The organism is Gammaproteobacteria bacterium, assembly GCA_041395725.1.
Classification (GTDB): domain Bacteria; phylum Pseudomonadota; class Gammaproteobacteria; order Pseudomonadales; family Pseudohongiellaceae; genus NORP240.
The window spans coordinates 568,997-592,938 of the sequence record JAWKZW010000001.1 but is presented as its reverse complement, the minus strand read 5'-3'; the positions used below and the strand labels follow the sequence as shown (position 1 = coordinate 592,938).

The following is a 23,942-nucleotide window of genomic DNA, read 5'->3' as shown; positions in this document are numbered from 1 at the left end:
TTGGTTGATGCAGTTCTCAATGGTCAAGTATTTTGCGAGACGTTGACTCTTGCCAAGCGACCTTCTGACTCAAAGGCTGACGCACGATTTTACATTCGAACCCACCTCGATGACGTCTATGCTTGCATCCATGGGGTTCGGTACAACCGGAAGTTGCTGAAGTGGGCTTCCATACCCAGACAGGATTTTCAGGAATGGTGCGAGAGTATGGCGATACCTCTGCCAGAATTCTGGTTCCCTCCTGGGTGGAAGTATTCCTTCGAGATGCCTGAATTTGGCACCAGGGCGTTCTGGGCAAAGCACCAGGAGCCTGATGAACCAGACGGTTTTTCTCTTGTATTCCGGTTACCGGAAGAATCTAGTGGTGAAGACAGTCAGCCCTCTCCATCAACCGAAGAGGCAATTCCAACGCGGGCGAGCCAGATAGCCAAGTTGTGTGCCCAACAAATGGCTACTCAACTCTGGAAGGAACACCCGGATCGAACCATCACAGCCATGGCCGATGATGAAGTCATAAGGAGATATTCCGGCGCTTCACATTACGATGCGCGCACGGTTAGGAAATGGCTTGGTGAAGTGGCCCCTGTAAACGTGAAGAAAAAGGGACGTCCAAGGGGGAAGAATAGCGACGAACAGCCTGATTAGCTGCAAGTTGAACCTTCTTGTAACTGCTTGATTGCAATTAGCAATTAAATGGGCCAATCCATTTTCCCTGCCTCTTCGGCTTAGTCTGTAGCTTTTTTGGCTCGTCCTGGCTGCACATTGTATGAGCTCCCTACTCAAAGGAGCTTTACGATGAAATCTGACAGCCACAATCACGACCAAAATCCCAACGCAAGGGCGGCGCGGGATGCTGCCCCGCAGCACCGGCCCGCCCCTGATGGTGGTTCTGGAAAGGGTACGCAGTCTAGTAACACAGTACCCTCTAATTGCATTGATTCCCGTAATACCCGGATTCTCCGTACCGGTATTGATAGCCTGTACCTGACCTATCAGGGACATTTATCCGATGAGTCGTCCATCCGGCTGACCAAACTCAAGAAGATGGCACAGTCCACCAGCGCCTCAAGCGTCAACCTGGCCCAATTCCATGTTAAGAAGCATGTGTTTGAGGTTAAAGGTAATGGCAGACATCCCTTTGCCTACATCCTGGAAGATGGCACTTTCCGGATCGAAGCCGCTAAACAGGACGCCAAGCAAGCGCCCCTGGCATATGCGAAAGTGTCTAGTGAGCTGCTGACAGTCGCTGGACCTAAAAAGGCCCTCAAGGTCTTGAAGAAGGTTGTCGACGTGCTTGGGCCTGTCACTGCCGGTCCGAATGTCGCCAGGGTCGATCTGTGCGTTGACTTCCTCACTGATTACCCCCTGGAAAGTATCACCGATGCCGAATTTGTCACCAAGGCCAGAACCCTGGCACGACACTCCGACATGCGGCAATTCTCTGGGATTTCCTTTGCGCCCAGGGCAGACTTATCGGCCAGACTCTACAACAAGACCATAGAGATGCGGTCGAAGAATAGTCCACGTCACTATCTAAAGTCGCTGTGGCGTAAAGCAGGCTGGGATGGTGAGCAGGACGTATGGCGGTTGGAGTTTCAGCTACGTCGACCAGCGTTAAGAACTCTGGACATCGTGACTTACAGAGAACTGAAAACGTACCGTGGCGCCCTCTGGAAGTACTGCACTAATCAATGGCTCAAGCACACCGTTCCGAACCTGGCGGATCAGACTCAGACTCGCTGGCCGGCCTCTTCGTTTTGGGAGGTTTTGCAAGGCGCTGATTGGGGCAAGTCTGGTCAAACTCTGTTGACCCGGCACAAGGTGGAACGGGGGCGTCCTCCCTCCGATCAGTTTTTGTTTGTGAATGGCCTCAGCCCTCTGACGTCGTTCTCAGCGCGTGAAGGTTTCACCAAGTACCAGGATGCCTCGGAAGCATTCCTGAAGGCCGCTCAGGGCTATCACGATAGACGATCTCACATAACCGGCGTGGGCTTTGATGATTACTACCGGAGCAAGGTCGAAGAAAAGCGCCGACTCTACAATACTGGTCCGAACAAACCTCTCGGAGATGGTCCCCATCCGGCAGACAGAGCCGTGTCCCGTGAGTACAGGAAACGCAGCGATGGAGACTACTAACCATGAGACCCTCGATCTCCAGGGAGCCGCTGATTTCCTCAAGCTGCACTGGCAGACAGTCCGGGAGCGAGCCAAATCCGGTGAAATTCCTGCCGCCAAGCTGGGACGCCGCTGGGTGTTCCTCAAGGCTGACCTTGTGCTCTACCTGCAATCCCACTACTCTACTGGCCGACCAAGGTCGCAAGTCCAGCAGAATGTAGGAGATGCATTATGTTGTACAAACGACCGAATTCGCGTTTCTGGTGGTGTAGCTTTACCGCACCTGACGGAACTCGAATACAACGCTCTACTAAAACAGTAGACAGGACTCTGGCACAGGAGTTTGAAGATAAGCTCCGTGTTCAGTACTGGCGGAACGCCCAGCTGGGTGAGAAGCCGAGAAGGACCTGGAAAGAAGCAGCGGTCAGATGGTATCGAGAAACCTCCCGCAAGTCGGTGGTGAATGACTTAGGTCATATCCAGTGGCTAGATCCCTACCTGGGGCATTTGTTCCTGGATGAGGTCACGCGGGAGGTCGTTGACCAGATCACGGAAGCCAAGGTCAATACTGGCGTTAAACCGGCAACGGTCAATCGCTTGTTGGAACTGGTCAGAGTGATTCTGAATACCGCTGTGAAGCAATGGGAGTGGATTGATCGGGCACCCCATATCCGGATGCTGAGGGACCCGGCCAGGCGTATACGGTGGTTAACACGGGAGGAGGTAAGAACACTCCTGTCGAACCTGCCACCCCATACACAAACCCTGGTGCGGTTCTCCCTGGCAACCGGATTGAGAGAAACCAACGTCACGCGATTGCAGTGGTCACAGGTTGATCTTGAACGGCGTGCCGCCTGGATACACCCAGATCAATCCAAGACAGGACGTCCAATCGGGATACCGTTGAACAAGGAAGCGGTGGTCTTGCTCAGAGGTGAGTTAGGTAAGCATGATAAATACGTGTTTACCTTCAATGGCAACCCCATCAAGCGGGCCAATACCAAAGTCTGGCGCAGAGCGTTAGAGCAGTCTGGTATAGAGAATTTCCGCTGGCATGATTTGCGGCACACCTGGGCAAGCTGGCACGTTCAGAACGGCACCCCGATGCATGTGTTACAAGAGCTAGGAGGTTGGTCAGATATTCGGATGGTGCAGCGTTATGCTCACCTGGCACCGGAGCATCTGTCACCGTATGCCGAAAGCTTGTGTGAGCTGGAACCTGTTACTACATTTTCCACTACACAAGAAAGAGCGAAACAAAAAAGCAGTTACCCCTTTTTGAGATAACTGCTTGATTTTAAATCGCTAGTTTTGGCACGCCCGGAGAGATTCGAACTCCCGACCAACTGGTTCGAAGCCAGGTGCTCTAATTCTAATTTTTTTAAAATCAACCTGATAATAAGCGGAACGAGCTAGGGCTCTCAATAGGATTCGACGTGTCCGCATTCTAGAATGCCGTGATTTCTAATAGCCTTTCTACCTGAAGCAAGATTCTCCTGAAACTACTCCACCCACTGAATAGATTTCCTATCGTCCCTCGCCTCTGATTCTCGCACTATGCCCCGTAACAACACACGGGAGCAGCAGTGCCATGCATCGACATATCTGGCTATCTTCTTTTCTGATCATCGGCTCGCTCACCACGCCGGTGGTCTTCGCCGATGCGGACGCGGAGCGTGACGCACTGGCAAGAATCATACATGAGCTGAAGGCCCTTGAACTCTCTATCAGGCAGGCTGAGGCAAATACCGATCAGGATGCCCGTATCCGTTTTCGTTATGACTGGTTGCGTCAAGATCTGAAGCAAATCAGGGACGGCGTTCAGTCACACATTGATGCACCTCGCGCCCAACCACGCTCTTTCCCGCCCCTGCGCGGCGATTACCGTCGTTAGGCAGCACGATGACAGGTGCACAACAAGCTGCGTTCCAGGCGGGCTCCGGGATTACTCCAGCCACGATGCTGACAGCCATTGCTTCGATGGTCCTGGTGCTGGCGTTTGTGTGGGTGATCTGGGTCGCCATAGGCACGTTTCGGGCCTGGCAGGAAGGGCAGGCCACGGTCTTCGACCTGACCTGGAGCACCTTAAGGGCAAGCATCGTGTTGATGGTTTTGGGTTTCTATTTGCGGTGAGTCAATCGAGAAAGCCCGGTAAGGGCAAATGGCGATGCATCGCCGTGGGATGCGGGGGCAGACCCCCTTATTTTCAGCGTTACAGGAGAGGACATTTCTTATGGGTACATCAACAACAGAAGACGGGTTCAATAAAACGTCAGCTGCTATTCACAGACCGCTATTGGCAACAGGCACGGTGTTCTTCCCACTGCCGCTCTGGGCGGCATTACCGACGCCGGTCCCGCCGAGTACCGCTCCCGGGGCGGGTGACTGGATTGGACTGATCCAGGGCTACATCAAAGACGGTGGCCTGGTGCTCGGACTGGCCATTGCGGTGCTGGGCTTTCTCTGGATCGCGTATCTGGGTTTCGCGAAATTCAATGAAGCCCGCCAGGGTAAAGCGGAGTGGGCTGAAGTGGGTGTATTGGGCATCGTCGGTGCCATCGTCCTGATCTTCGCCAGCTATCTGCTGACCGAAGCGGCCGGTGTCATCTGATATCTGACGTCAATAGCAGTAAGAGGCGGGTGGTGTGAATGCCCAAAGACCATGAAATCCTGGCCGACCGGCTCAACGCCGAGCCGGTCATCTTCAGAGGTTGTTCGTCCTCAGAGCTTGGCATGATTGTGGGGTTGGCGATTGTGATCTGGCTGCCCCTCAGTCTGCTGCTGGCCTGGATGCTCGGTGCCATCACCATGGGTTTCGGTATTGCCGGGGTCGGCGTGGTCGCTTCCGTCGTGGTGGTGGCGACCGTATTTCAGCGAATTAAGCGCGGGCGGCCTGAGGGGTACTACCAACAGTGGTTGCGCATTCGTCTTCAGTCGACAGGTCTCTATCGTGCGCCCTGGGTGTTACGTAGCGGTGCCTGGGACATCGGGAGGACGCAGCATGCGCCGCTACCGTCTCGAAATCGATAACGTCCGCTCCCATTTGCGTTCCTTGTGGGTCGTCATCGGTCTGCAAGGCCTGATCATCCTCGCGCTCTGGTTCGGCTGGAGCCAGGCGCCCAAGCAACTGCGTTTCTACGTGCCGCCGGATCTGCGCTCAGGTGCAGTCCTGGCGGCCGAGGAGGTACCTCCGGCCAATGTGTATGCCTTTGCATTCTACATTTTCCAGCAACTCAATCGTTGGCCCGACAACGGTGCCACGGACTACGGCAGCGCGATCTTCCGCATCTCGCCCTACCTGACACCGCGCTATCGCAATGACCTGATCGCCGACATGGAACTCAAAGCCCGCCGCGGCGAATTGACCTACCGGGTACGCGGTGTGCATGAAGTGCCAGGGCACGGTTATGAAGAACGTCGTGTCGATGTCTTGTCACCCGATGTCTGGATCGTCTGGCTGGATCTCGACCTTCTGGAGTCAGTAAAAGGTATGACCGTGAAGCAAACCACGATTCGCTACCCGATTCGGGTGGTGCGCCAGGCCATCGATCCGGAATCCAACCCCTGGGGACTGGCACTTGATGGGTACGCCAGTGAGGGTCCGCGCCGATTGACCGATGCCGAGCTGGCTGAACCAACCGGAGCTGGCGCCACTACAACTAATGGGAGCTCCCAATGAATCCCCACCATTTTCTCGCGACAGTGCGATGGATCGCCCTGCTAGGATGCTGTTTGCCGCTACTGTCCGTCGCGCAAGTCGATGGGGCATCGAATGCTCCTGAACGAATTGTCTGGAACAAAACGCCCATCGCGATTCCGTTGGTTGTCGGCGAAGAACGTCTGGTGCATTTCCCGGACTCGGTGAGCATCGGCCTGCCGCAGTCACTGACAGCGCTGCTGCGCAGCCAAAGCATCAACGGCACCCTGTACCTGTTGGCCAGAGAGCCCTTCGACACCACCCGCATCATCGTGCGCTCGGAAACCGAGGGTCCGCTGTATGTCCTCGATGTTTCGGCGGAGTCAGCCGATCCAGGCAGCCGCAAATTACCCGATGTGCAGATACTGCTGGAGTCAGAGCCCCACACGGATGCTGTGGAACCGCTATCCAACAACACTCTATCCTGGGGGCATGCAGCCTTAACCCGTTATGCCGCGCAACAACTCTACGCACCGACACGACTGATTCCTCACCAGCCTGGTGTGGTCGCCATTCCCGTCAGTACCGATCCGGTCGAGCTGGTGTATGGCGCCAGGATAGAAGCTGTCCCCGTCGCTGCCTGGAAAGCGGGTTTGCGCTATGTCACCGCCGTCAGGCTGACCAATCGCACCCAACGACCGGTGGTGCTGGATCCCCGTGAACTACGCGGGGCCTGGTTGGCAGCGACGTTTCAGCACAATCGCTTGTTACCCGCTGGAAGCGAAGCCGATACCACCGCGGTTTATCTGATCTCGGATCGGCCCTTCGGTGTGGCGCTGTAAGAGAGGAGTGAAATCTACCCCATGTCGATGGTCACCAGTAATCGTCTATTACCCCTGCTTGCCGGCTCCGTCGTCTTGATGGCGGCGCTGGTTGCCGTGAAGTCCTGCTCACCGGATGGAGAGCCGACTCAACTCTTGGAGGCAGTGCCGCAGGCGCCACTACCCGATGCCGATACGCCGGCAGACACGATCAAGACGCTGACCGCCAATGTCAGCGCCATGACCTCGGAGCTCAATGCCCTGCGTCGGGATAACACCGCACTTCAACAGGAGAACCGTGAGTTGATAGAAAACCGGCAACAGATCGAAAACAACGTACTGACCCGATTGCGGCAATCCCTGGCAGCCGATCGAACCGGCACAGAATCAGCGGAGACGACTTCCGCCATCGCTGCCTTGACCGCCAGGGTGGACGCTCTGGCCAACCGCTATCGCCAGTCGGCGCAACCTTCGTCAGCCGTAGGTTCCGATCTTCCCGTCGGGCTCGGGCTGGATGGTGTCAGAGCGTCCTCCGCGGACTCGGAGTCGCTGGTTTGGGTCGATCCCTTGGAACTCTCTCCAGCGCCCGGTGATGACAACGGGGCGCTACTCAATCGCTTCAGTCGCACCGGCCGCAACGCTCTCGACAGCGCGAGTCCGCCGGTGCAAGCGCTGGTCGAAAGAGGCTCCGCCGCCTTGAACACTGATATTCCTGTCTACACCGTGCCTCGCAATGCCACCCTGATCGGCTCCACCGGCATGACCGCCCTGGTCGGCAGGGTGCCTGTCCAGGGGCAGGTGCGCGACCCCATGCCGTTCAAGGTGATTACCGGTAAAGAAAACCTGGCTGCCAATGGCCTGCGCATTCCGGGCATCGAAGGCATGGTCTGGAGTGGCACCGCGATCGGCGACTGGACCCTCTCCTGTGTGACCGGAAAACTAGAATCGGTAACCTTCGTTTTCGAGGACGGCACCATTCAAACTTTTCCCAGAGATAACAATCCAATGGGTGGTTCCAGTGGAAGCAGTGCAGGGGGAGGCACTAATCGGCCGCTGGGCTGGATCTCCGATGCGCGCGGTATTCCCTGTATTTCGGGAGAACGTAAGACTAACGCACCGGCTTTCCTCACTCAGCGCATTGGCGTGATGGCACTCGAAGCGGCGGGAGACGCTGCCGCACAGGCGGAAACCACCACCCTGATCAACAATGCCGGCACGGCAACGAACCTGGTTTCCGGAGAGACGGGCAACTACGTGTTGGGCAGAACCCTGAGCGGGGGCAGTGACGAAGTCGCCCAGTGGCTGCGGGAGCGCCAGGCGCAGAGTTTTGACGCGGTCTTTGTCCCAGCGGGCGCCAAGCTGGCGATCCATGTCGATCACGAACTTCCCATCGATTTTCATTCCAATGGCAGGAAACTTCATCATGAAGCGAATCTTTTTCAGCAAGCGACGATTACCACTGGTTCTGGTCTGGACTAGCGTATTAATAGTGGGCTGCACCAGCACCAAAGAGACGGTGTTGCCTCAGGACGGCCCGACCATGAAGTCCATTTACGACCAGCACATGGTGGACGTTCAAAAGCCCGACCAGCGGCGCACAATCGGTGGCCCGCCGTTACCACAATCAGGTATCGAGCATTACCGCGGCTTCGTGCGGGAAGCCGCCAATGAGATCGATACGGTGTTCCCCCGCCTGCCCAATCCAACGCTGGTGATGTACATTTTTCCTCACCTGTCGGGCAGTGAGCGCACTCCGGTACCAGGTTATGTGACGACCTTTCCTTTCTATGAAAAGGTGGAGTACGCCCTACCAGGAGAAGTGTCGGGAGAGGTGCCTGGTGAGCTGCCAGTGGAAGTCAGTCATTCACCATCAGAGCAGTAGGGGTTCCCATGGCAGCCAAGCAATCAGATGTTATGGACGCAGCGCCGTTCACCAGTGCCGCGATCAAGCAGCACTACAACCGTCCACCGTCGTTCACCGACCTGCTGCCCTGGATGGAATACATTCCCGAGTGCAAAGCCTTTCTGTTGGAAGACGGTGTCAGCCTGGGCGCGCTATTCGAGATCACCCCGGTCGGCTGTGAAGCACGCACACCGGCCTTCATGACACAGCTGCGCGATACCATCCAGACCGCGCTAAATGAGTCGATCCCGGAGCGTGACGAGGCGCCCTGGGTATTACAGGTCTATGTGCAGGACGAACCGCGGCTTAACCAGTTCGATGCCCAGCTGGCCCGTTATCCGCTGCCGACAGTGCGCGCATCAGACTACTCACAACACTACCGGGCGGTGATGTCGACACATTTGCAGGCGATTTCCCGGCCGGGGGGCTTGTTTGACGATACCACCGTCACCGGTTCCCGTTGGCAGGGGCATCAGCGTCGGATCCGGGTGGTGCTTTATCGACGTCTGCCACACAATGGCAAAACCCCGGCGGCCATCGAGGTGGAGGAGGCGCTCAATGATGTGGTGACCAAATGGATCGCCGCCCTGGCATCCGCCGGGATCCACGTCCAGCGCGCTGACGGCAGGGCGTTCTATCAATGGATGCTGAGCTGGTTCAATCCCAAGCCAGCCTGCGCCGACGGAAACCCGGAATCGCTGTTGCAGATGGCACCCTATCCGGGCGACGAGAATTTACCGTTTGGCTACGACTTTGCGGAACAGTTGACGCTGTCGATGCCGCGTTCCGACGAGGCGTCGGCAAGCTGGCTGTTCGATGATCTGCCGCACACTGTCGTGACCATTCAAAGCTTGAGGCGGGCGCCGGACATCGGACACTTCACGGCGGAGCGCCAGTCCGGTGATCAGGTGTTCTCGCTATTCGATCGATTGCCCGAGCACACCATCATGGTGATAACGCTAACGCTCAAACCCCAGGACACCACCCGCAATCATATCGCGCAAATCAAACGCGCCTCAGTCGGTGACTCGGCGGAGGCGTCGATCACGCGAGAAGAGGCAGAGCAAGTGGAGCGGGAGATGGCGCAGGGCAACAAGCTCTATCCGGTCAGCATGGCGTTCTATGTGCGCGGCGAGAATCAAAAATCCCTGCGCCACAATTTGAATCGCCTCAATGCGCTGCTCCTCCCGAACGGGTTGCAGCCGATCACCCAGGAAGCCGATTTGCTGGCACTCGATAGCTATATCCGCAACCTGCCCATGGCCTATGACGCGGACCTGGACAAATCGCGGCGCCGCTCGCGACTGATGTTCTCCCGCCATATCGCCAACCTGCTGCCGTTCTATGGTCGTTCGCGGGGAACCGGTCATCCGGGACTGGTGTTCTACAACCGGGGTGCGGAGCCGTTGGTGTTTGATCCGCTACATCGGGGGGATCGCAAGAAGAACGCTCACATGCTGATCCTGGGACCCACGGGCGCAGGAAAGTCGGCATTGCTGGTGTATCTACTGCAACAGATGATGGCGTGCCACCGTCCCCGCATTTTCATTATCGAAGCAGGCGCGTCGTTTTCCCTGTTGGGACAGCATTTTGCGCACCATGGCTTGTCGGTTAACCAGATCACCTTGAATCCCAATGTCGATGTCAGTCTGCCGCCTTTTGCCGATGCACTGCGCTTGCTCGACCGGCGTCATGCGCTGAACCTGCTCGATGCCGATGACCCAACCCTGGAAGAGTCACTGGACGAAGACGACGAGCTGGAAGACGAGGGCGGCAGGCGCGATATCCTCGGCGAAATGGAGATCGCCGCGCGCATCATGATCACCGGTGGCGATGAGCGCGAGGACGCACGCCTGACCCGCGCCGACCGGCTGCTGATTCGCAATGCCATATTCCTCGCTGCGAAAACGGTCAAAGAATCCGGCAGTTCCCAGGTGGTTACCCAGGACGTGGTTCACGCGTTTCAGACTATCGCCACCAACACGGAGTTACCCGAACACCGGCGCAATCGAGCGCTGGAGATGGGCGATGGTATGGCCTTGTTCTGCTCAGGCCTAGCGGGCCATTTCTTCAACCGGCCGGGGCAGTCCTGGCCGGAGGCCGATGTCACGATTCTTGAAATGGGCATTCTGGCCCGGGAGGGTTACGAGGACCAGCTGACCGTCGCCTACCTGTCGATGATGAGCCACATCAATGACCTGGTGGAGCGCTACCAGCACGATGAAAGACCCACCCTGGTAGTCACCGATGAGGGTCACATCATCACCACCAATCCGCTGTTGGCGCGTTACGTGGTCAAGATCACCAAGATGTGGCGCAAGCTCGGTGCCTGGTTCTGGATCGCCACCCAGAACCTGGAGGACTTCCCCGACGCCAGCCGCAAGATGCTCAATATGATGGAGTGGTGGTTGTGTCTGGTGATGCCGAAGGAAGAGGTTGACCAGATTGCCCGCTTCAAGGACCTGAACGACGAACAGCGTAACCTGCTGCTGTCGGCCCGCAAGGAGCCGGGCAAATACGTGGAAGGCGTTGTACTGGCCGACAAGGTTGAAGCCCTGTTTCGGAACGTGCCTCCTGCTTTGTCGCTGGCACTGGCCATGACCGAAAAGCATGAGAAGGCGGAGCGCGCCGCCATCATGCGTGAAAAGAATTGTTCAGAGCTGGAAGCCGTTTACGAGGTGGCCCGGCGTATCGAGCAGTCTCGTTAGGCTTTCAGGGTCCACAATCTTGGGCGCGGCGCCACTTGGACACCGCGTTGGGAATGACTCGCCATCGATCCTCCATCAAAAGAATAACCGGCAACTATCGTTCGATTCGACTAAGATTGGCGAATTGAACAATATTGAGGCTCTAGTCAATGGAAGTTCTGTCTGCCAACGAAGCGAAAGCTCATTTTGGTGACTTGCTGATCAAAGCCCGGCGAGCACCCATTCAGATCAATAAAAACGGCAAGCCGGTAGCGGTTGTCGTCTCAGCCGAAGACTATGAAAGCATGGACGCACTCAAGTTACGCCTGGTACAGGCCAGGGCGCGACAAGCCGAGGCCGATATAGAGGCTGGCAATCTGGTCGATGGTGAGGTCTTTTTAGACGAGATCGAGGACGGCCTGCACGATTAAAGAGGGGTTTTCGCCTTACGCCGGTTGCCCAGTCGGATCTGCTCGACATTCGTCGATTCACCGTAAGCCAGTGGGGCGAAGCCCAGGCGCGACGCTACCTGGCTGAACTCCGTCAGGTGCTGCGGCTGCTCTCTGAAACACCATCGCTTGGCAAGGACAGGCCAGACGTTGGTCCGAATGTTTCGAGTTTTCCCATGCCAGCCATGTCGTCTATTACATCGTCCATGAGCAGCAGCTCGTAGTCTTCGCCGTGCTTCACAAACGCATGGTCCCCGCTCGCCATCTGAGTGAGCGGGAAATCATCTGACTTTCTGGGTAATTCTGCGCTCTCCCCATTTCCTTTCCTTCGCTCCAATTCCTACGCAGATCGACGGTTTGCTCCGGCTGAGGAAAAGGGCGACTCCCCCTGTCTGAATAAACCATTTTTGCCTAACCCGTAATCGCGCAGGATGGTGCCTTCCTCAATGCCATCCCGGGTTGGACGATTGTCAGTGAATGTCGTAAAAGCTCAATGCATTATCTCGTTGCTTCTAACAGGAACACTTTGTGCGCCTGTGCAGGCCGGCGAGAGGACCCTACTGAAAGAGCCGACGATCGAGGTATTCACCGATTCGAGACGTCAGGTTGTATCTGGAAATGACAACACGACCGTCTTTGTAATCGATCGGATCAACCGGTTGCAGCAAGAGCTCTCCGATGACCTGCCAGCGGATTCAGAGTCCGCCAAAAAACTGGTTCTGAAGCGATACCAGCGGATGGACCTGCAGCTCAGTACTGAACTGGAGAACGCCGCCAACGGATTGGTGCAGGCAAGGCAGTACGGTATCGATCGTTACCCGGCCATCGTCTTCGATGGTCAAGCTGTGGTCTACGGTTTAACCGACATCAATGCCGCAACCCGGCTTTATCAGCGGTGGCTGGCAGAGAGCGCAGAACGATGATAGCGGCCCTGACTCGTGGTTGGCTGAGCCTGTTGCTGTGGATGCCGCTGATCGGTCACGCGGGCTCTATTACCACACCGGAAATTATTGTGCAGACTACCCAGGCGGCGCTCAGCTGTATGCGTTGGACGCCGGTGGGGATTTGCTTCTGGTTGCGCTGCACCCTGTCCGGCTGCAGCGTGCGTACCTCGATCAAAGTGGGGCATTACCAGCCCGATGCGGTGGTGAGTGCCTACAACGAGCTCGGTGGCAATCCCTGGGTAGAGATTCGCAATACGCTGGGCATGGCACAACGAACCGCCGCCAACGGCTTGCTTGGCAGCTTGCTGGCTGTACCGATTGACAGTGCCGGCAACAGAACAGAAGGCGGGCAGGGCAACAAGGATCATCGCAACCTGATTTTTCGGGAAACGGATGTCATCGGCCATCCGGTCAGCTCCCTGTCGAGCATCATCGCCAGCACCGGTTCCCTCTGCAACGCACAAGCCACACCCTTCTTTCCGTATTTCCAGTCGGGATTGGACGCACTTTCCTGGCGGATGGAAATCCCGGAAATGTTCTACCCAGCGAGCCTGATACCCGGTTTGCGGGAGATCGGCAGCTGGCCAATGCAGACCTGGGGCGGCGTGTACCCGCGCACCGGCTGGACGACGCAGGCGGAGGAACCCAAGGCGGCGGCCATCAATGCCCAGCGCGCCGGTGACATCGTCACACGTCAGGGGCAACCCCATATCTACGTACCGATAACCGGTGGTTCGAGTTCAGGGCAGCGCGTGTGGCCGCCCGGACCACTGGTTGAAGGCGATCCGGACACCGGCGTGTGGCAGATGCTTTTACCCAGGGCGGAATCGACCTGCAAGGTATTTGGCACCAATGACCTGGCCAGTCTAACCGGCTGGGGTGGAGGTCGAGTCGATCCCCACGGTGACTATGCCTGGAATCTGTGGCGCCCTTACAGCTGTTGCCAGGGTCGCGGCATCTTTTTGTTCAACGTCGACTGGATCAATTACCCACCATGAGCGAGAAACTATCTGTTCGTACCCTATTGTTGTTTGGCGTCATGAGTGTGTGTCAGGTTGTTCACGCGGCTCAGGGCCCCACCGAAGACAGTTTGTGGTATTACGAAATCGGCGGAGCAGAGCCCGTCTCCGTACCCGCCAATCCTTCGGTGGTCTCTGTCACCCTGGGCGGCTCCGCCCAATTGGGGCTCGGTTACAGTTGCGGCAAATTCGATCCGGTGGCGGCGGTGACTCACACTTTGAATGACATCGGGGCCGGTGTGGATAACATGATGAATGCGATGACGGCCGCAGCGACCAGCGCCATCGCTGCGTTGCCGGCTTTGATCCTGCAGCGCGCCAACCCCGGCTTGTACGATCTCTTTCAGAACGCGCTGATCAAGGCCGAAGAAACCATGCAGCTGGCCACCAAGTCCTGTGAGGTGATGGAGACCGAGATCGCCCAGGGCAAGAACCCCTATGCCGATCTGATCACCTTGTCCAAAGGCAACGACTGGAAGGTGCAGATGGGGATTGGCGGCAATGATGCCGTCACCGCCAAAGAGTCGGTGGAATCCTCCAACGGCGATAACGGGGTGCCCTGGATCGGCGGTCAGGCCGGGGGCAGTGGGCAACCGGTGCTGGAGTTCACCGGTGATATCGTCGAGGCCGGCTATAACATCAATATGAACAGAGCGCTCACCGATACGACACCAGTGCCGGTGGCATCGGCCACGCGCCTGTCGGAAATCTGGCCATCACCGGCGGATGCCCGTGATTGGACAGTCGATGTGGTGGGCGAGAACATCGTCACCACCTGCGACACCTGCCGTAAAGACAGCATTCCCGGTACGGGGCTGTTACCCAAGCTCTACCAGGAGTCCGCTACTGTCACCACCGAAATCCAGAACCTGGTCAGCGGCGCGACACCACCGACCCTGGACAACCTCGAACAGATCACTGCGCCCGGGGTGGCCATCACCCGCCAGGTGATCGAAGCGATCCGTGAAATGCCGGTCTCGGAGCAGAGCCTGATCATGGGTCGCCTGGTCTCGGAAATCAGCACCGCGCGCACGGTCGAGAAAGCACTGTTCGCACGGCGATTGTTACTGTCGGGCAGGCAAGTACCTGAAGTCTATGCCACCGAAGTCGCCCGCGAACACGCGGACAACTCCATCGCGGAACTCGACAAGGAAATCGAAAATCTGCTGTTTGAGACCCGTGTGCGCAAAGAAGTGGTCTCGGACACCGTTACCACTTTGCTCGAGCGCGCGGCGGCCAGAAGGCAGAGCTCTCTCACCGTGCCGGAAGTACCGACCCTCGATCCGAACCCGTTGCGGGACGGCCGTGTTCAATAACAGTCGGGCACAGCGCAAGGGTCTCTTGATCGCTACCTTGGCGGCCGCGCTGCTGACGGCACTGGTAGGCTATTGGTTGATGCATCGGTTACAGACCGACTCTGTGCAGTCCATCCAACAGCGTATCGACACCTGGCGCCTATCACTCACGCTAGGCCGTTGGACAGTGATTGCGCTGGTGGCATTCGGTTGGAATGCCGGCGTCGAATGCTTTGCCAAAACCGCAAAGATCAATTCTGCCCAGACAAATCAGTTACAGCGGTTTCGCTGGCGCGCCGTCACCTGGCTGGTCATCCTCGAACTGGTGCTGGGGCAGGGGATAGTGGTGAAGTTTCTCGGTGTGACCGCAGGGCCGATCGTCCGATGAGTGTCGACAGCTACCTGGAGCTCTTTACCTCGCTCTTCGGCTGGGCCTTCTACGGCATTCTGTGGGATGTGATGGTCGGTACCGGGATCGTCTATCTCCCGTTCCTGGGTATCCTGATCGACAACTGGCGGGAACCGGCTCAGGGCGGGGAAGTGGGACATGCCAGCGGCCTGTCACTGCGGCGTATGGAGATCGAGCTGTTCATTGCGCTATTGGTGGTCGTGCTCGCAGGGCAACCCGCTGCCCTCACACCCCTCAATGCGGCAACCCTGTCCTACTCGCCGCCACCGACCTTGCTCAATCCAACACCTACCACAGCAACTGTCGCGGCCCCCCAGAGTACCTACGGTACCACCGGGTTTACCGGCTCTGCCGCGACCGTCAATGTTCCGGTGTGGTGGTACGGTGTCATCGCGCTGAGTTCGGGTTTGAACCACGCTATCGTCGAAGGCCTGCCAACGGTGGCGGATATGCGCACCTTCGAGCAGCAGGCTCACCTGGCCACAATCGCCGACCCGCGACTGCGGCAGGAGGTCAGTGATTTTTTCAGCCAGTGTTACATACCGGCCCGTTCCAGGTACCAGGCAGAGCGGCCGGATACCCCGGCGATCAACGGTATCCTTGCCACCTATGGCGTCGACGACCCGGACTGGATGGGCTCACATGTCTACCGGGATATCCCAGGCTACTACGACACCTTGCGCCCGGCCAACCAAATCACCGGCTGGGTCTACAATGCAGCCAGGGATACCGAGTACGATCCGATGGCACCGCCAACCTGGGGCAAACCTTACTGCAAGCAGTGGTGGGAAGATGCAGCGATCGGCTTAAGAGAGAAGCTGATCAGTGAAGCGGATGCCACCTCCGCCGGTTTCTCCGGTCTGGTGGTCGCCATTGCCCCCGCACTGGCCGGTGAGCGGCAAAATGACGCCGTCGCCAAAACCGTGCTTACCAACGCACCGCCTTCCTGGTCGAGCAACGAGCTGGTCGCAAACAATGCCTCCGGTTCAGGTTTGTTCAATACCGCGGGAAGTATCATCAAAGGAGGCCTCGCCACCGGTGGCGTGATCACCGCATCAGCCCTGTTCTCCGTCACCATGACCGCCGTACTGCAGTCATTGCCCATGGTACAGTCCATTATGCTGCTCGGTATCTATGCATTGCTACCGCTGGTGGTTGTCTTATCCCGCTACTCCATTGCCATGATGGTGGTCGCCGGCATGGCGATTTTCACCATCAAATTCTGGACGGTACTCTGGTACCTGGCCATGTGGGTGGATCAGAACCTGATTCTGTCCATGTATCCCGACGTTAACGTCTTCCTGCAGATCTTCTCCAATCCAGGTGAGCACGACGCCAAGCGCATGCTGCTGAATATGATCACCACCAGTCTTTATCTGGGATTGCCGTTGTTATGGAGTGGGATGATGGCTTGGGCAGGGGTGAATGTTGGCCGGTCACTGGATAACGCGGCCAATCCATTGAGAGCCCCTGTACATGAGTCAGGTAAACAAGGGGGAGCTGTCGGGAAAGGGATCGTGAGCAAAGGAATTAAACGGTGATGGAGCTATTAGTTCTTCTAATACCAGCCATAGGGGTCGGTGCCATCATCCAACTTGCCTGTTCGGTAGTTTAAATTCCCGCCTTTGAATGCCCCAGCGGGCATGTCAGTTTCCTCATCCTCGGATGTGTCAGCACTTGCAGCCAGTAGGCTGACAACCTTTACAGCAAGGCCGCCCAACGCGATACAGGATGCTTTGATATTGGGCAATACGCCGCCTAAAAATCGGCAAAAGGTAACTTTGTACACTACTCAAATCCGAGTTAAAGCTTAACGGTTCAGACAGGCTGATAATGAAAGATCTAGTTCATTTTGGATGCCCGACCGAGTATTATTGCAGATCAGGGGAATGATTGAAATATGGCAACGGCAGAGCAAATCAAGGCGCTTTTGAAGAGCCACGCGGACCGAGATGATCAGCGGTTCTATTCTATTGCCTTGCAAGTTGCTGCAAAAGAAGCTCGTCAAGGCCACCACAAACTAGCGAATGAGCTAAAGACACTAGTAGAAAATTCCCAAAAGACATCAAAGCTGGGCGTCGCCGCAAGAAGTCCAACTCCGCTGAAAAAACAGCCAGCAGGAGAATTGAAAGGCTTACTCGATTTAACTCCGGCTTCCGTTCGTAAAAACGAACTGGTTCTATCTGAGGACATAAGCACTCGTTTGGAGCAAGTGCTACTCGAGCAGCGGCAGAAGGATAAACTGTCTCAGTTTGGTCTTTTCCCTCGTCGAAAGTTGTTATTTACCGGCCCACCTGGTACGGGGAAGACCATGTCTGCCGCAGCTTTAGCTACCGAGCTAAAGCTGCCCCTCTATACGGTGGTTCTAGATAGTTTGATTACTCGGTTTATGGGGGAAACGGCGGCAAAGCTCCGCTTGATTTTTGACCATATAAAGCAAACAAGAGCCGTGTATCTTTTTGATGAGTTTGATGCGATCGGTACCCAGCGGGGTGCGCAGAATGATGTGGGAGAAATCAGACGAGTTCTGAATTCTTTTCTCCTATTTGTTGAACAAGATGCTTCGGAAAGCATTATCGTTGCGGCTACGAATCATCCCGAGTTATTGGACAAAGCGCTCTATCGCCGTTTTGATGACATCATTCGCTTCGAGAAGCCTGGTCAAGAACAAATAGAGCGACTTGTCGAAAATCGACTATCAATGTTCGATACAGGCCAATTGGCATGGAATGAAATAAGTGCAGCGGCAAATAACCTCAGTTCGGCCGAGATAACCCGGGCCTGCGAAGATGCAGCAAAAGAAGCGGTACTGAATCATGAAGCGAAAATCACCTCTTCTTTGCTTATTAGGGCAATCGAACGTCGCCAAACAGGGAAAAAATAAAACAGAATGCCGGATAGGAAGCCGCACATCCTTATCGAAGGCTTCGCAGACCGCGAGGACTTTAGTTCACGAAGGCGGGGTCGAAACCCGATCATTCCACTACAAGACCGGCATCAGCATGGCCAATCCATATCCGGGCAATATGCCGGCATTATGCAAGGTTATGATGCCCGACGAGCCCAGGCTGAGCCTCCAATTACTGAAGATGTCGGTATATATGTAGAAATCATCGGAATGCCAGATTGCGAGCTACCGCTCGACAGTCTTGATACCTCTAGGGACTTTAAACTTCGTTTATGCCGTAAGGTGGATGACCATGAGGTTGCTGTCGTGTTTGTGCCAGAGTCTAGACGTGGTGTATTCCAGAGCAAACTAGAACAGTACCTCGATCCTGGTAAAGATGGTAAAGGTGGTCCAAGAAATCACAATCTCGTTGACAGCATTTCCGAAATAAAACTAGCTGACCTGCAGTCGTTCTGGACGGATGCGAGTGGTCTTTTTCCACAGGACGAGGACCAAGTTGTTTGGTGGGAAATGTGGCTGAAGAAACAGCCTAACGCAGAGGATCCACTTCATATTTCCCATCAACTCGCTGAGCGTCTCAATGCGAAGCTGGGAAATACATCCACTACGTTCTTCGATAGTGTGGTTGTTTTAATTAGAGCATCATCCAGACAACTTTCACGCGCTCCGGAATTGATCGCAAATCTCGAAGAGCTCAGGCGGGCGAAGGAGACGCCAAATGTCTTGCTCAGGTCTTCTCCGAAGGAACAGCAACAATGGACAGAAAATCTCAATAGGCGCGTGCAAATCAATGGTGTCAGCTCTACCGCCATTACCATTCTTGATACCGGAGTCAATTACAATCACCCATTGATCGGGAATTTCTGCAACGAGGAAAGTGCGGAACGATGGGATCCTACGTGGCCTAGATATGATAACCACGATCCGACAAACCCTTTAGCGCCCTATAATGACCATGGTTCGAAGCAAGCAGGTTTGGCAGTCTTTGGTGACCTGTACGATGCCTTAATGAGTCACGATCTAATTGCAGTAGATCATCGAATCGAGTCTGCCCGCATTCTTCCTCCAACAGGCAACCACGATCCCGAACTTTATGGTGCTATTACCGTTGGCACAGCGGAAAAACTCGCTGTTGATAGACCAGATTGGAAGCGTGTTTATTCTCTGGCGATCACCTCTGAACCTGAGGCGCTGGGAGGGCAACCCTCTTCTTGGTCTGCCGAGATCGATGATTTTTCATTCGCATTGGGAGAGGCTGAATCGAGATTGTTTGTTATCTCTGCGGGTAACAATGCCAATGTTTCACCCCAGCCAGACTATTGGGACCAAGTGCATTTGGCACAAATAGAAGATCCCGCCCAGTCATGGAATGCTCTGACCGTGGGAGCATTTACAGAAAGAACGACGAATGATGATGCCAGCTTCGATGGTTGGTCGCCTCTTGCGGAGTTTGGCGATGTTGCGCCGTCTTCACGCTCTGCCGTCAGTTGGGGCTGGAGGAAACATGCTCCTTATAAGCCTGATGTTGTTGAGGAAGGTGGTAATCGTCTTCTTTCTCCAGATGCTACTGAAGTAACCGATGCCGATGTAGTGTCCCTTCTAACAACCTCTGGAAAAACAGCTGGACAACTTTTTGAAACCAATGGAGACACGAGTGCCTCTTGTGCTTTGGTTTCCCGACAAGCTGCAATCCTGATGGCTGAGTACCCAGGCTATTGGCCAGAAACAATTCGTGCCCTGATTGTGCATTCAGCTGAGTGGACACAGCGCATGTCCGAAAGGTTCGGGCTTCTGTATGACCAACACAGTCCGAAATTGGCGAAAGAGATCATGTTGCGGACAGTCGGGCATGGTGTACCGGATATCGAGCGCGCCCGTTACAGTGCAAATCATGCCCTAACGCTCATTGCACAAGATGAGTTGCAACCCTTTTTCAAAGGGGCTGATGTCAGTGCATCAGTAGATCCCAAGCTGTACGAAATGCAGCTCTATCAGTTGCCGTGGCCAATTGAGGCGCTGCAACAACTTCCTCCGGAATTGGAGGTCAAGCTCAGGGTGACACTGTCCTATTTCATTGAGCCTAACCCTGGGCGAAGGGGATATCGGAAGCGGTATAGCTACCAATCGCATGGATTACGCTTTGAAGTAATTCGACCGGGGCAAACGTTGGATAATTTCAGAGCCTTTATTAATCAAATGGCAAATGATGAAACGGAAGACTACAGTGGTCCGGAAGGTGAGAGCGAAGGCTGGAAGCTCGGAGCTCAACTGCGCACTCGTGGTTCTCTTCATTCTGATACCTGGACCGGATCGGCAGCTTCGCTTGCTGATATGCACACAATAGCGGTTTATCCTGTTGGTGGGTGGTGGAAATATCGGACTGCGTTGGATCGATGGCAAAATTCCGTTCGTTTCAGCCTTATTGTAAGTATTGATGTGCCTGATGAGAGCGTCGACATCTATTCAGTGATTGAAAGTATTGTAGAAACTGAGGTGGAGGTCGGTGTGTAGTGCTGAAAATCTTGTGTGGGGTAAAGTCAAAAAAAGGTTTTCGGTGTTTCCATCTCGTCGGATCAATTTGTCCCATTACCCCAACAGGTAGCAATCAAAAGATTTTCACTTGAGGCTCAAGAACCACTCCGGTTCGAAGGTAGCTTTCTCTACCTGCTCCCTTTTTGTTCCAAGGGCCAGTTCCTTTAGCTTATCCGCGAGTTGATCGCTGTCGACCAGGTCGTTTGATGCTGCGCCATCGCGGTTGGTTTCTTCTATCGCTGATTTGGTAAAATTACCAGTGGTGATGAGCATACCACGGTCGGCGCGATCCACAGTGGCTCCACGGAAGTCACGAATATCCGATGAGCTGACGGATCCTTTTTATTTTTTACACTGAAAAGCAATATGGAAACTCATGAGTCCATTGATGCGAGCGATCCCTTTTCCATCAATTTCGCCATCACCGGTGCGCCCAGTTACTTCAACATGAATAAACTTGATTCACGCAACAGGCGCTGGGTCAGACATTCAAATGCATACGGCGTCATCTCCTCAATTAGAAAATGGTAAAGCGTTTCATGCCAATCTCTTGTTCAGGAGGGATTGATGGCCTACCGGCCTCCGCATACATGGCATCGAATTCAGGTTCCAGATCTATTAATGCCTGATCAATGATCTGACGGATTTTGCGAATTGGATGCTGCTTGGGGATGCGACTTTCTAGGTCTACGTAACTGAACAATGAGGACTGAGGCTCGCTATGACCACGCATTGGAATGACTCTGTTGTTAGTTTGCAGTATTTTAACGGATTATGACTTTTTCAACAGGCTGCTAGACGATTTGGAAGTCTTGATTGACAGCAATCAGCTTTCCGCTAACGCCAAGTTACGACAACAGTTAGCACAGGAGTTTTTCTTCCATCTGGCAGAAGCTTGCGAGTATCTCGCACAACTTGTTAATGAGAAGAAGGCCTGAATATCGCCGTAGATTTAGTGTCAGTTTCGGTTGTGGTTCGAGCCCTTTCGGAGCTGGAGTCCGAATTATCACTGCTAAAGCTAATTGAAAAGTTGAGCGTTAGTACACAACGCAGCACTATGCCGGTAGACCCGCACTCGGAGGAAGGTCTAATTTATCGTGTGTTTCACTATCGAAACGAGGTCGTGCATAGATCTACAAGCCCGTTTCACTTCGCACTAAGCAAAGGCCCGGAAGTAGCATATTTCTGGATTGATCCAAGAGGTCATGACAAGGAAAAAACGACCGTTCCAGTAATCGAAGATTTGGATGCAATGTATCAGGCTATACTTGCCCGGTGTGAAGCGGTAATGGATATTCTTTATTGAGCATGCAGAGGTAGGAAGATACAAGGGTGACCAAGGCAAGGCGTTCGTTCCCAAATGACGAGGCTGTGCTGAAAGTGCTTTATCTGGCACTACACAATATTGCCAAGAAGTGAACGATGCCGATTCGGGATTGGGAAAAGGCGATGAGCCAGTTTATGTTTATGATTCTGTTTGGCGACAGAGCATTGCTATGACCAACCGCCATTTACACAGAAGATTTCCAGTCTCAATCTACGGTCTCAAAATTTTCAAAAACAGCCCTAACAATTTCCTCTAATCTTGTAACTTCTTTATCAGTCAATTTTTCGAATTCTTTCTCCCGACGCCGTTTTGAAAGCTTACCGTTATTCTGGCGTATGAACATGATTAAATCCTGAGCTAACCGATCAGGCATTTCGATAAATTCGGAAATCAGCCACATCGCTTCATCGTGACATTTGAGGTATTCGATTTCGCGTGGCAGGTCTTTCTCGACGGTCCTGCGCACACACTCATAAAGAAACTCAGCGTTGTGCGTGCAGTCAAAATACCGATAGAGGTCTGCCGTATCATTAGTCACCTCGACATTTCGATTGGGAAGCGGACGCCAATCAATATAGTCCATGAGTGGCGATGAATGACATTGTAATGTCTCCCGATAATCATCAATCCGGTCCTGCATGACCGAGGATACCGGGAAAACCATTCCTGGCGGTGTAAATTGTCTTTCTGCCAGAACATGATGTATCAGGCAGCGATGTAATCTGCCATTTCCATCGGCCAGAGGGTGTATATATACAAACCCGAATGCAATAGCGGTTGCTTGAAGAACTGGATCGAGAGCGGATCTTCTCAGCGAATCATTACATTCATTCAATCCAAACATGAGGTCCTGCACATCTTCATGTCGGGCACCGATAAATTCCGGTATGGGATCATGATTCTGGTCGCGTTCGCCCAGGAATACCCCTTCGGAGCGATAACCGATCTCCGTAAAGCGATCATCACCGATTAACAATTGGTGTAGTCTGTATATTTCTGTCTGGTTCAAGGGGCGTTTGCCGGCTTCAAGTACAGCACGGCCCCAGCGTTCCAGTTTATTTTTTGGCGGCCTTTCGCCTTCTATCTCGAAACTGGCTTTGCTGTCCGCAAGCAGCATAAAGTTTGCTGCTCGGGCGATAACCTGTGAGCCTATTTTGCCGATTGTTTCCTGTGCCTTTTTATCCAGACGTAATGAAATGTGCTCATTCAACTCTTCTGTTTTGCGAATGATCGGGCAAAAATCTTTGGGGCCGAGTAAATTGTTCCGTACACGATGGCGTTGGGAAAGTTTTCCCTTGAGTGTGAAATATTTATCCGCTTCAAGGGCATCAACAGCCGTCACCATCTCGGAATCTTTGATTTCCAATTCAATGCCGGTCAGAAATTCGTAAAAGAACCAGACACGTCTCGCGACTGAGCCTGTTGGCGTTGAGACGATGAAACTGGCCACATCCTTCTGAGGCAGAGCTTCGAATACCCGTTTCATTACAAGAAGGTCGATAACTTCATGCCGAAAGGCAAAATTCAGATGGCCTTCTAATGAGTCTTCAGGCTTATAGCGCTTGTCAAATGTCTCCCAATTTCCGTCTTTTTTCTTGTTGCCCCTGACGTGCCTGTTCGAGACAGAGGAGAATTGGCGCAGGGGAACATCTACGCCGTAACTTTTTACAAGCGCTGCCCAGCCTGCCAGAGTGGTATCCGGAGGGATTTGTTCATATTGGAAATATTCAGGTGTATTTGATTTTTCTCTCACTTGTCGAATTTCTATCACTAATATCGAAAAATATACCAATTAGCAGAATAATGTCGAAAAACACTATAAATTCAAAAATGTCGAAAATCAATCATGAATGTCGAAAAGCCATATTGAACTCCCAATAAAGTAGAAAATAGGCA

The 23,942-nt window shown here is 54.3% G+C and carries 23 protein-coding genes and 3 pseudogenes; 22 read left to right on the top strand and 4 right to left on the bottom strand.

Features of this window, described 5'->3' with window-relative positions:
* The first annotated feature begins 207 nt into the window (after nucleotides 1-207).
* The 19 genes from R3F50_02580 to R3F50_02490 all read left to right on the top strand — a co-directional run bounded on the left by R3F50_02580 (nucleotide 208) and on the right by R3F50_02490 (nucleotide 16,820).
* Complete coding sequence (locus R3F50_02580; GenBank protein MEZ5489185.1) at nucleotides 208-645, top strand: hypothetical protein; 438 nt, start codon at nucleotides 208-210, stop codon at nucleotides 643-645.
* Between the two features lie 150 nt (nucleotides 646-795).
* Nucleotides 796-2,136, top strand: coding sequence for a replication initiation factor (locus R3F50_02575; protein MEZ5489184.1), 1,341 nt, complete (start codon nucleotides 796-798; stop codon nucleotides 2,134-2,136).
* 210 nt (nucleotides 2,137-2,346) lie between these two features.
* Nucleotides 2,347-3,402, top strand: coding sequence for a site-specific integrase (locus R3F50_02570; protein ID MEZ5489183.1), 1,056 nt, complete (start codon nucleotides 2,347-2,349; stop codon nucleotides 3,400-3,402).
* A 304-nt stretch (nucleotides 3,403-3,706) separates the two neighbouring features.
* Nucleotides 3,707-4,009, top strand: a complete 303-nt coding sequence (locus R3F50_02565; GenBank protein MEZ5489182.1) for an RAQPRD family integrative conjugative element protein — start codon at nucleotides 3,707-3,709, stop codon at nucleotides 4,007-4,009.
* An 8-nt stretch (nucleotides 4,010-4,017) separates the two neighbouring features.
* Nucleotides 4,018-4,248 (top strand): TIGR03758 family integrating conjugative element protein, encoded by a 231-nt coding sequence (locus tag R3F50_02560; GenBank protein MEZ5489181.1) that lies wholly within the window; start codon nucleotides 4,018-4,020, stop codon nucleotides 4,246-4,248.
* A gap of 100 nt (nucleotides 4,249-4,348) precedes the next feature.
* Nucleotides 4,349-4,726, top strand: coding sequence for a TIGR03745 family integrating conjugative element membrane protein (locus tag R3F50_02555; GenBank protein ID MEZ5489180.1), 378 nt, complete (start codon nucleotides 4,349-4,351; stop codon nucleotides 4,724-4,726).
* Between the two features lie 38 nt (nucleotides 4,727-4,764).
* Nucleotides 4,765-5,145 (top strand): TIGR03750 family conjugal transfer protein, encoded by a 381-nt coding sequence (locus tag R3F50_02550; protein MEZ5489179.1) that lies wholly within the window; start codon nucleotides 4,765-4,767, stop codon nucleotides 5,143-5,145.
* A complete protein-coding gene (locus tag R3F50_02545) occupies nucleotides 5,117-5,794 on the top strand; it encodes a TIGR03746 family integrating conjugative element protein (GenBank protein ID MEZ5489178.1) in 678 nt (225 codons plus the stop codon). Before R3F50_02550 ends, R3F50_02545 begins: the two co-directional genes overlap by 29 nt.
* Complete coding sequence (locus tag R3F50_02540) at nucleotides 5,791-6,594, top strand: TIGR03749 family integrating conjugative element protein (GenBank protein ID MEZ5489177.1); 804 nt, start codon at nucleotides 5,791-5,793, stop codon at nucleotides 6,592-6,594. Before R3F50_02545 ends, R3F50_02540 begins: the two co-directional genes overlap by 4 nt.
* A gap of 21 nt (nucleotides 6,595-6,615) precedes the next feature.
* Complete coding sequence (locus R3F50_02535) at nucleotides 6,616-8,052, top strand: TIGR03752 family integrating conjugative element protein (protein ID MEZ5489176.1); 1,437 nt, start codon at nucleotides 6,616-6,618, stop codon at nucleotides 8,050-8,052.
* Nucleotides 7,997-8,455, top strand: coding sequence for a TIGR03751 family conjugal transfer lipoprotein (locus R3F50_02530; GenBank protein ID MEZ5489175.1), 459 nt, complete (start codon nucleotides 7,997-7,999; stop codon nucleotides 8,453-8,455). Before R3F50_02535 ends, R3F50_02530 begins: the two co-directional genes overlap by 56 nt.
* Before the next feature lie 8 nt (nucleotides 8,456-8,463).
* Nucleotides 8,464-11,184: a conjugative transfer ATPase gene (locus R3F50_02525; GenBank protein MEZ5489174.1), complete on the top strand. Its 2,721-nt coding sequence runs from the start codon at nucleotides 8,464-8,466 to the stop codon at nucleotides 11,182-11,184.
* 149 nt (nucleotides 11,185-11,333) lie between these two features.
* The gene (locus R3F50_02520; GenBank protein ID MEZ5489173.1) at nucleotides 11,334-11,594 is read left to right on the top strand and encodes a type II toxin-antitoxin system Phd/YefM family antitoxin; all 261 of its coding nucleotides are present in this window, start codon (nucleotides 11,334-11,336) and stop codon (nucleotides 11,592-11,594) included.
* 38 nt (nucleotides 11,595-11,632) lie between these two features.
* Nucleotides 11,633-11,836, top strand: a complete 204-nt coding sequence (locus tag R3F50_02515) for a type II toxin-antitoxin system RelE/ParE family toxin (GenBank protein MEZ5489172.1) — start codon at nucleotides 11,633-11,635, stop codon at nucleotides 11,834-11,836.
* Between the two features lie 222 nt (nucleotides 11,837-12,058).
* Complete coding sequence (locus tag R3F50_02510) at nucleotides 12,059-12,535, top strand: TIGR03757 family integrating conjugative element protein (protein MEZ5489171.1); 477 nt, start codon at nucleotides 12,059-12,061, stop codon at nucleotides 12,533-12,535.
* Nucleotides 12,532-13,554 (top strand): TIGR03756 family integrating conjugative element protein, encoded by a 1,023-nt coding sequence (locus tag R3F50_02505; GenBank protein MEZ5489170.1) that lies wholly within the window; start codon nucleotides 12,532-12,534, stop codon nucleotides 13,552-13,554. Before R3F50_02510 ends, R3F50_02505 begins: the two co-directional genes overlap by 4 nt.
* Nucleotides 13,551-14,891 (top strand): integrating conjugative element protein, encoded by a 1,341-nt coding sequence (locus R3F50_02500; protein ID MEZ5489169.1) that lies wholly within the window; start codon nucleotides 13,551-13,553, stop codon nucleotides 14,889-14,891. The genes R3F50_02505 and R3F50_02500 overlap by 4 nt, the downstream gene beginning before the upstream one ends.
* Nucleotides 14,881-15,258: a hypothetical protein gene (locus R3F50_02495; protein ID MEZ5489168.1), complete on the top strand. Its 378-nt coding sequence runs from the start codon at nucleotides 14,881-14,883 to the stop codon at nucleotides 15,256-15,258. Before R3F50_02500 ends, R3F50_02495 begins: the two co-directional genes overlap by 11 nt.
* Nucleotides 15,255-16,820 (top strand): conjugal transfer protein TraG N-terminal domain-containing protein, encoded by a 1,566-nt coding sequence (locus R3F50_02490; protein ID MEZ5489167.1) that lies wholly within the window; start codon nucleotides 15,255-15,257, stop codon nucleotides 16,818-16,820. Before R3F50_02495 ends, R3F50_02490 begins: the two co-directional genes overlap by 4 nt.
* A 17-nt stretch (nucleotides 16,821-16,837) precedes the next feature.
* Here the strand turns inward: R3F50_02490 and R3F50_02485 are convergent, their stop codons facing one another.
* The gene (locus R3F50_02485; GenBank protein MEZ5489166.1) at nucleotides 16,838-17,068 is read right to left on the bottom strand and encodes a hypothetical protein; all 231 of its coding nucleotides are present in this window, start codon (nucleotides 17,066-17,068) and stop codon (nucleotides 16,838-16,840) included.
* A gap of 111 nt (nucleotides 17,069-17,179) precedes the next feature.
* Here R3F50_02485 and R3F50_02480 point away from each other — a divergent pair, with 111 nt between their 5' ends.
* Entirely contained in the window at nucleotides 17,180-18,163 is a 984-nt protein-coding gene (locus tag R3F50_02480) for an ATP-binding protein (protein MEZ5489165.1), read from the top strand.
* Nucleotides 18,164-18,169: 6 nt separating this feature from the next.
* Nucleotides 18,170-20,698, top strand: a complete 2,529-nt coding sequence (locus R3F50_02475) for a S8 family peptidase (GenBank protein MEZ5489164.1) — start codon at nucleotides 18,170-18,172, stop codon at nucleotides 20,696-20,698.
* A gap of 105 nt (nucleotides 20,699-20,803) precedes the next feature.
* Here R3F50_02475 and R3F50_02470 read toward each other — a convergent pair.
* Both R3F50_02470 and R3F50_02465 read right to left on the bottom strand, forming a co-directional pair.
* A pseudogene (locus tag R3F50_02470) lies at nucleotides 20,804-21,252 on the bottom strand (restriction endonuclease).
* A gap of 11 nt (nucleotides 21,253-21,263) precedes the next feature.
* Nucleotides 21,264-21,452, bottom strand: a pseudogene (locus R3F50_02465) (IS5/IS1182 family transposase).
* A 596-nt stretch (nucleotides 21,453-22,048) separates the two neighbouring features.
* On the opposite strand from R3F50_02465, the pseudogene R3F50_02460 reads away from it, so the two are divergent.
* Nucleotides 22,049-22,219 (top strand): annotated as a pseudogene (locus tag R3F50_02460) (IS256 family transposase).
* 32 nt (nucleotides 22,220-22,251) lie between these two features.
* Here the strand turns inward: R3F50_02460 and R3F50_02455 are convergent.
* Nucleotides 22,252-23,799, bottom strand: coding sequence for a Fic family protein (locus tag R3F50_02455; GenBank protein ID MEZ5489163.1), 1,548 nt, complete (start codon nucleotides 23,797-23,799; stop codon nucleotides 22,252-22,254).
* Nucleotides 23,800-23,942 lie beyond the last annotated feature (143 nt).

Bases quoted from the DNA above. Each gene is read 5' to 3' on its own strand.
- R3F50_02560 (MEZ5489181.1), top strand. From the start codon at position 4,018: ATGACAGGTGCACAACAAGCTGCGTTCCAGGCGGGCTCCGGGATTACT.
- R3F50_02525 (MEZ5489174.1), top strand. From the start codon at position 8,464: ATGGCAGCCAAGCAATCAGATGTTATGGACGCAGCGCCGTTCACCAGT.
- R3F50_02500 (MEZ5489169.1), top strand. From the start codon at position 13,551: ATGAGCGAGAAACTATCTGTTCGTACCCTATTGTTGTTTGGCGTCATG.
- R3F50_02505 (MEZ5489170.1), top strand. From the start codon at position 12,532: ATGATAGCGGCCCTGACTCGTGGTTGGCTGAGCCTGTTGCTGTGGATG.
- R3F50_02475 (MEZ5489164.1), top strand. From the start codon at position 18,170: ATGCCGGATAGGAAGCCGCACATCCTTATCGAAGGCTTCGCAGACCGC.
- R3F50_02490 (MEZ5489167.1), top strand. From the start codon at position 15,255: ATGAGTGTCGACAGCTACCTGGAGCTCTTTACCTCGCTCTTCGGCTGG.
- R3F50_02510 (MEZ5489171.1), top strand. From the start codon at position 12,059: ATGCCATCCCGGGTTGGACGATTGTCAGTGAATGTCGTAAAAGCTCAA.
- R3F50_02480 (MEZ5489165.1), top strand. From the start codon at position 17,180: ATGGCAACGGCAGAGCAAATCAAGGCGCTTTTGAAGAGCCACGCGGAC.
- R3F50_02580 (MEZ5489185.1), top strand. From the start codon at position 208: ATGGCGATACCTCTGCCAGAATTCTGGTTCCCTCCTGGGTGGAAGTAT.
- R3F50_02550 (MEZ5489179.1), top strand. From the start codon at position 4,765: ATGCCCAAAGACCATGAAATCCTGGCCGACCGGCTCAACGCCGAGCCG.
- R3F50_02570 (MEZ5489183.1), top strand. From the start codon at position 2,347: ATGTTGTACAAACGACCGAATTCGCGTTTCTGGTGGTGTAGCTTTACC.
- R3F50_02530 (MEZ5489175.1), top strand. From the start codon at position 7,997: ATGAAGCGAATCTTTTTCAGCAAGCGACGATTACCACTGGTTCTGGTC.
- R3F50_02520 (MEZ5489173.1), top strand. From the start codon at position 11,334: ATGGAAGTTCTGTCTGCCAACGAAGCGAAAGCTCATTTTGGTGACTTG.
- R3F50_02575 (MEZ5489184.1), top strand. From the start codon at position 796: ATGAAATCTGACAGCCACAATCACGACCAAAATCCCAACGCAAGGGCG.
- R3F50_02545 (MEZ5489178.1), top strand. From the start codon at position 5,117: ATGCGCCGCTACCGTCTCGAAATCGATAACGTCCGCTCCCATTTGCGT.
- R3F50_02555 (MEZ5489180.1), top strand. From the start codon at position 4,349: ATGGGTACATCAACAACAGAAGACGGGTTCAATAAAACGTCAGCTGCT.
- R3F50_02565 (MEZ5489182.1), top strand. From the start codon at position 3,707: ATGCATCGACATATCTGGCTATCTTCTTTTCTGATCATCGGCTCGCTC.
- R3F50_02540 (MEZ5489177.1), top strand. From the start codon at position 5,791: ATGAATCCCCACCATTTTCTCGCGACAGTGCGATGGATCGCCCTGCTA.
- R3F50_02535 (MEZ5489176.1), top strand. From the start codon at position 6,616: ATGTCGATGGTCACCAGTAATCGTCTATTACCCCTGCTTGCCGGCTCC.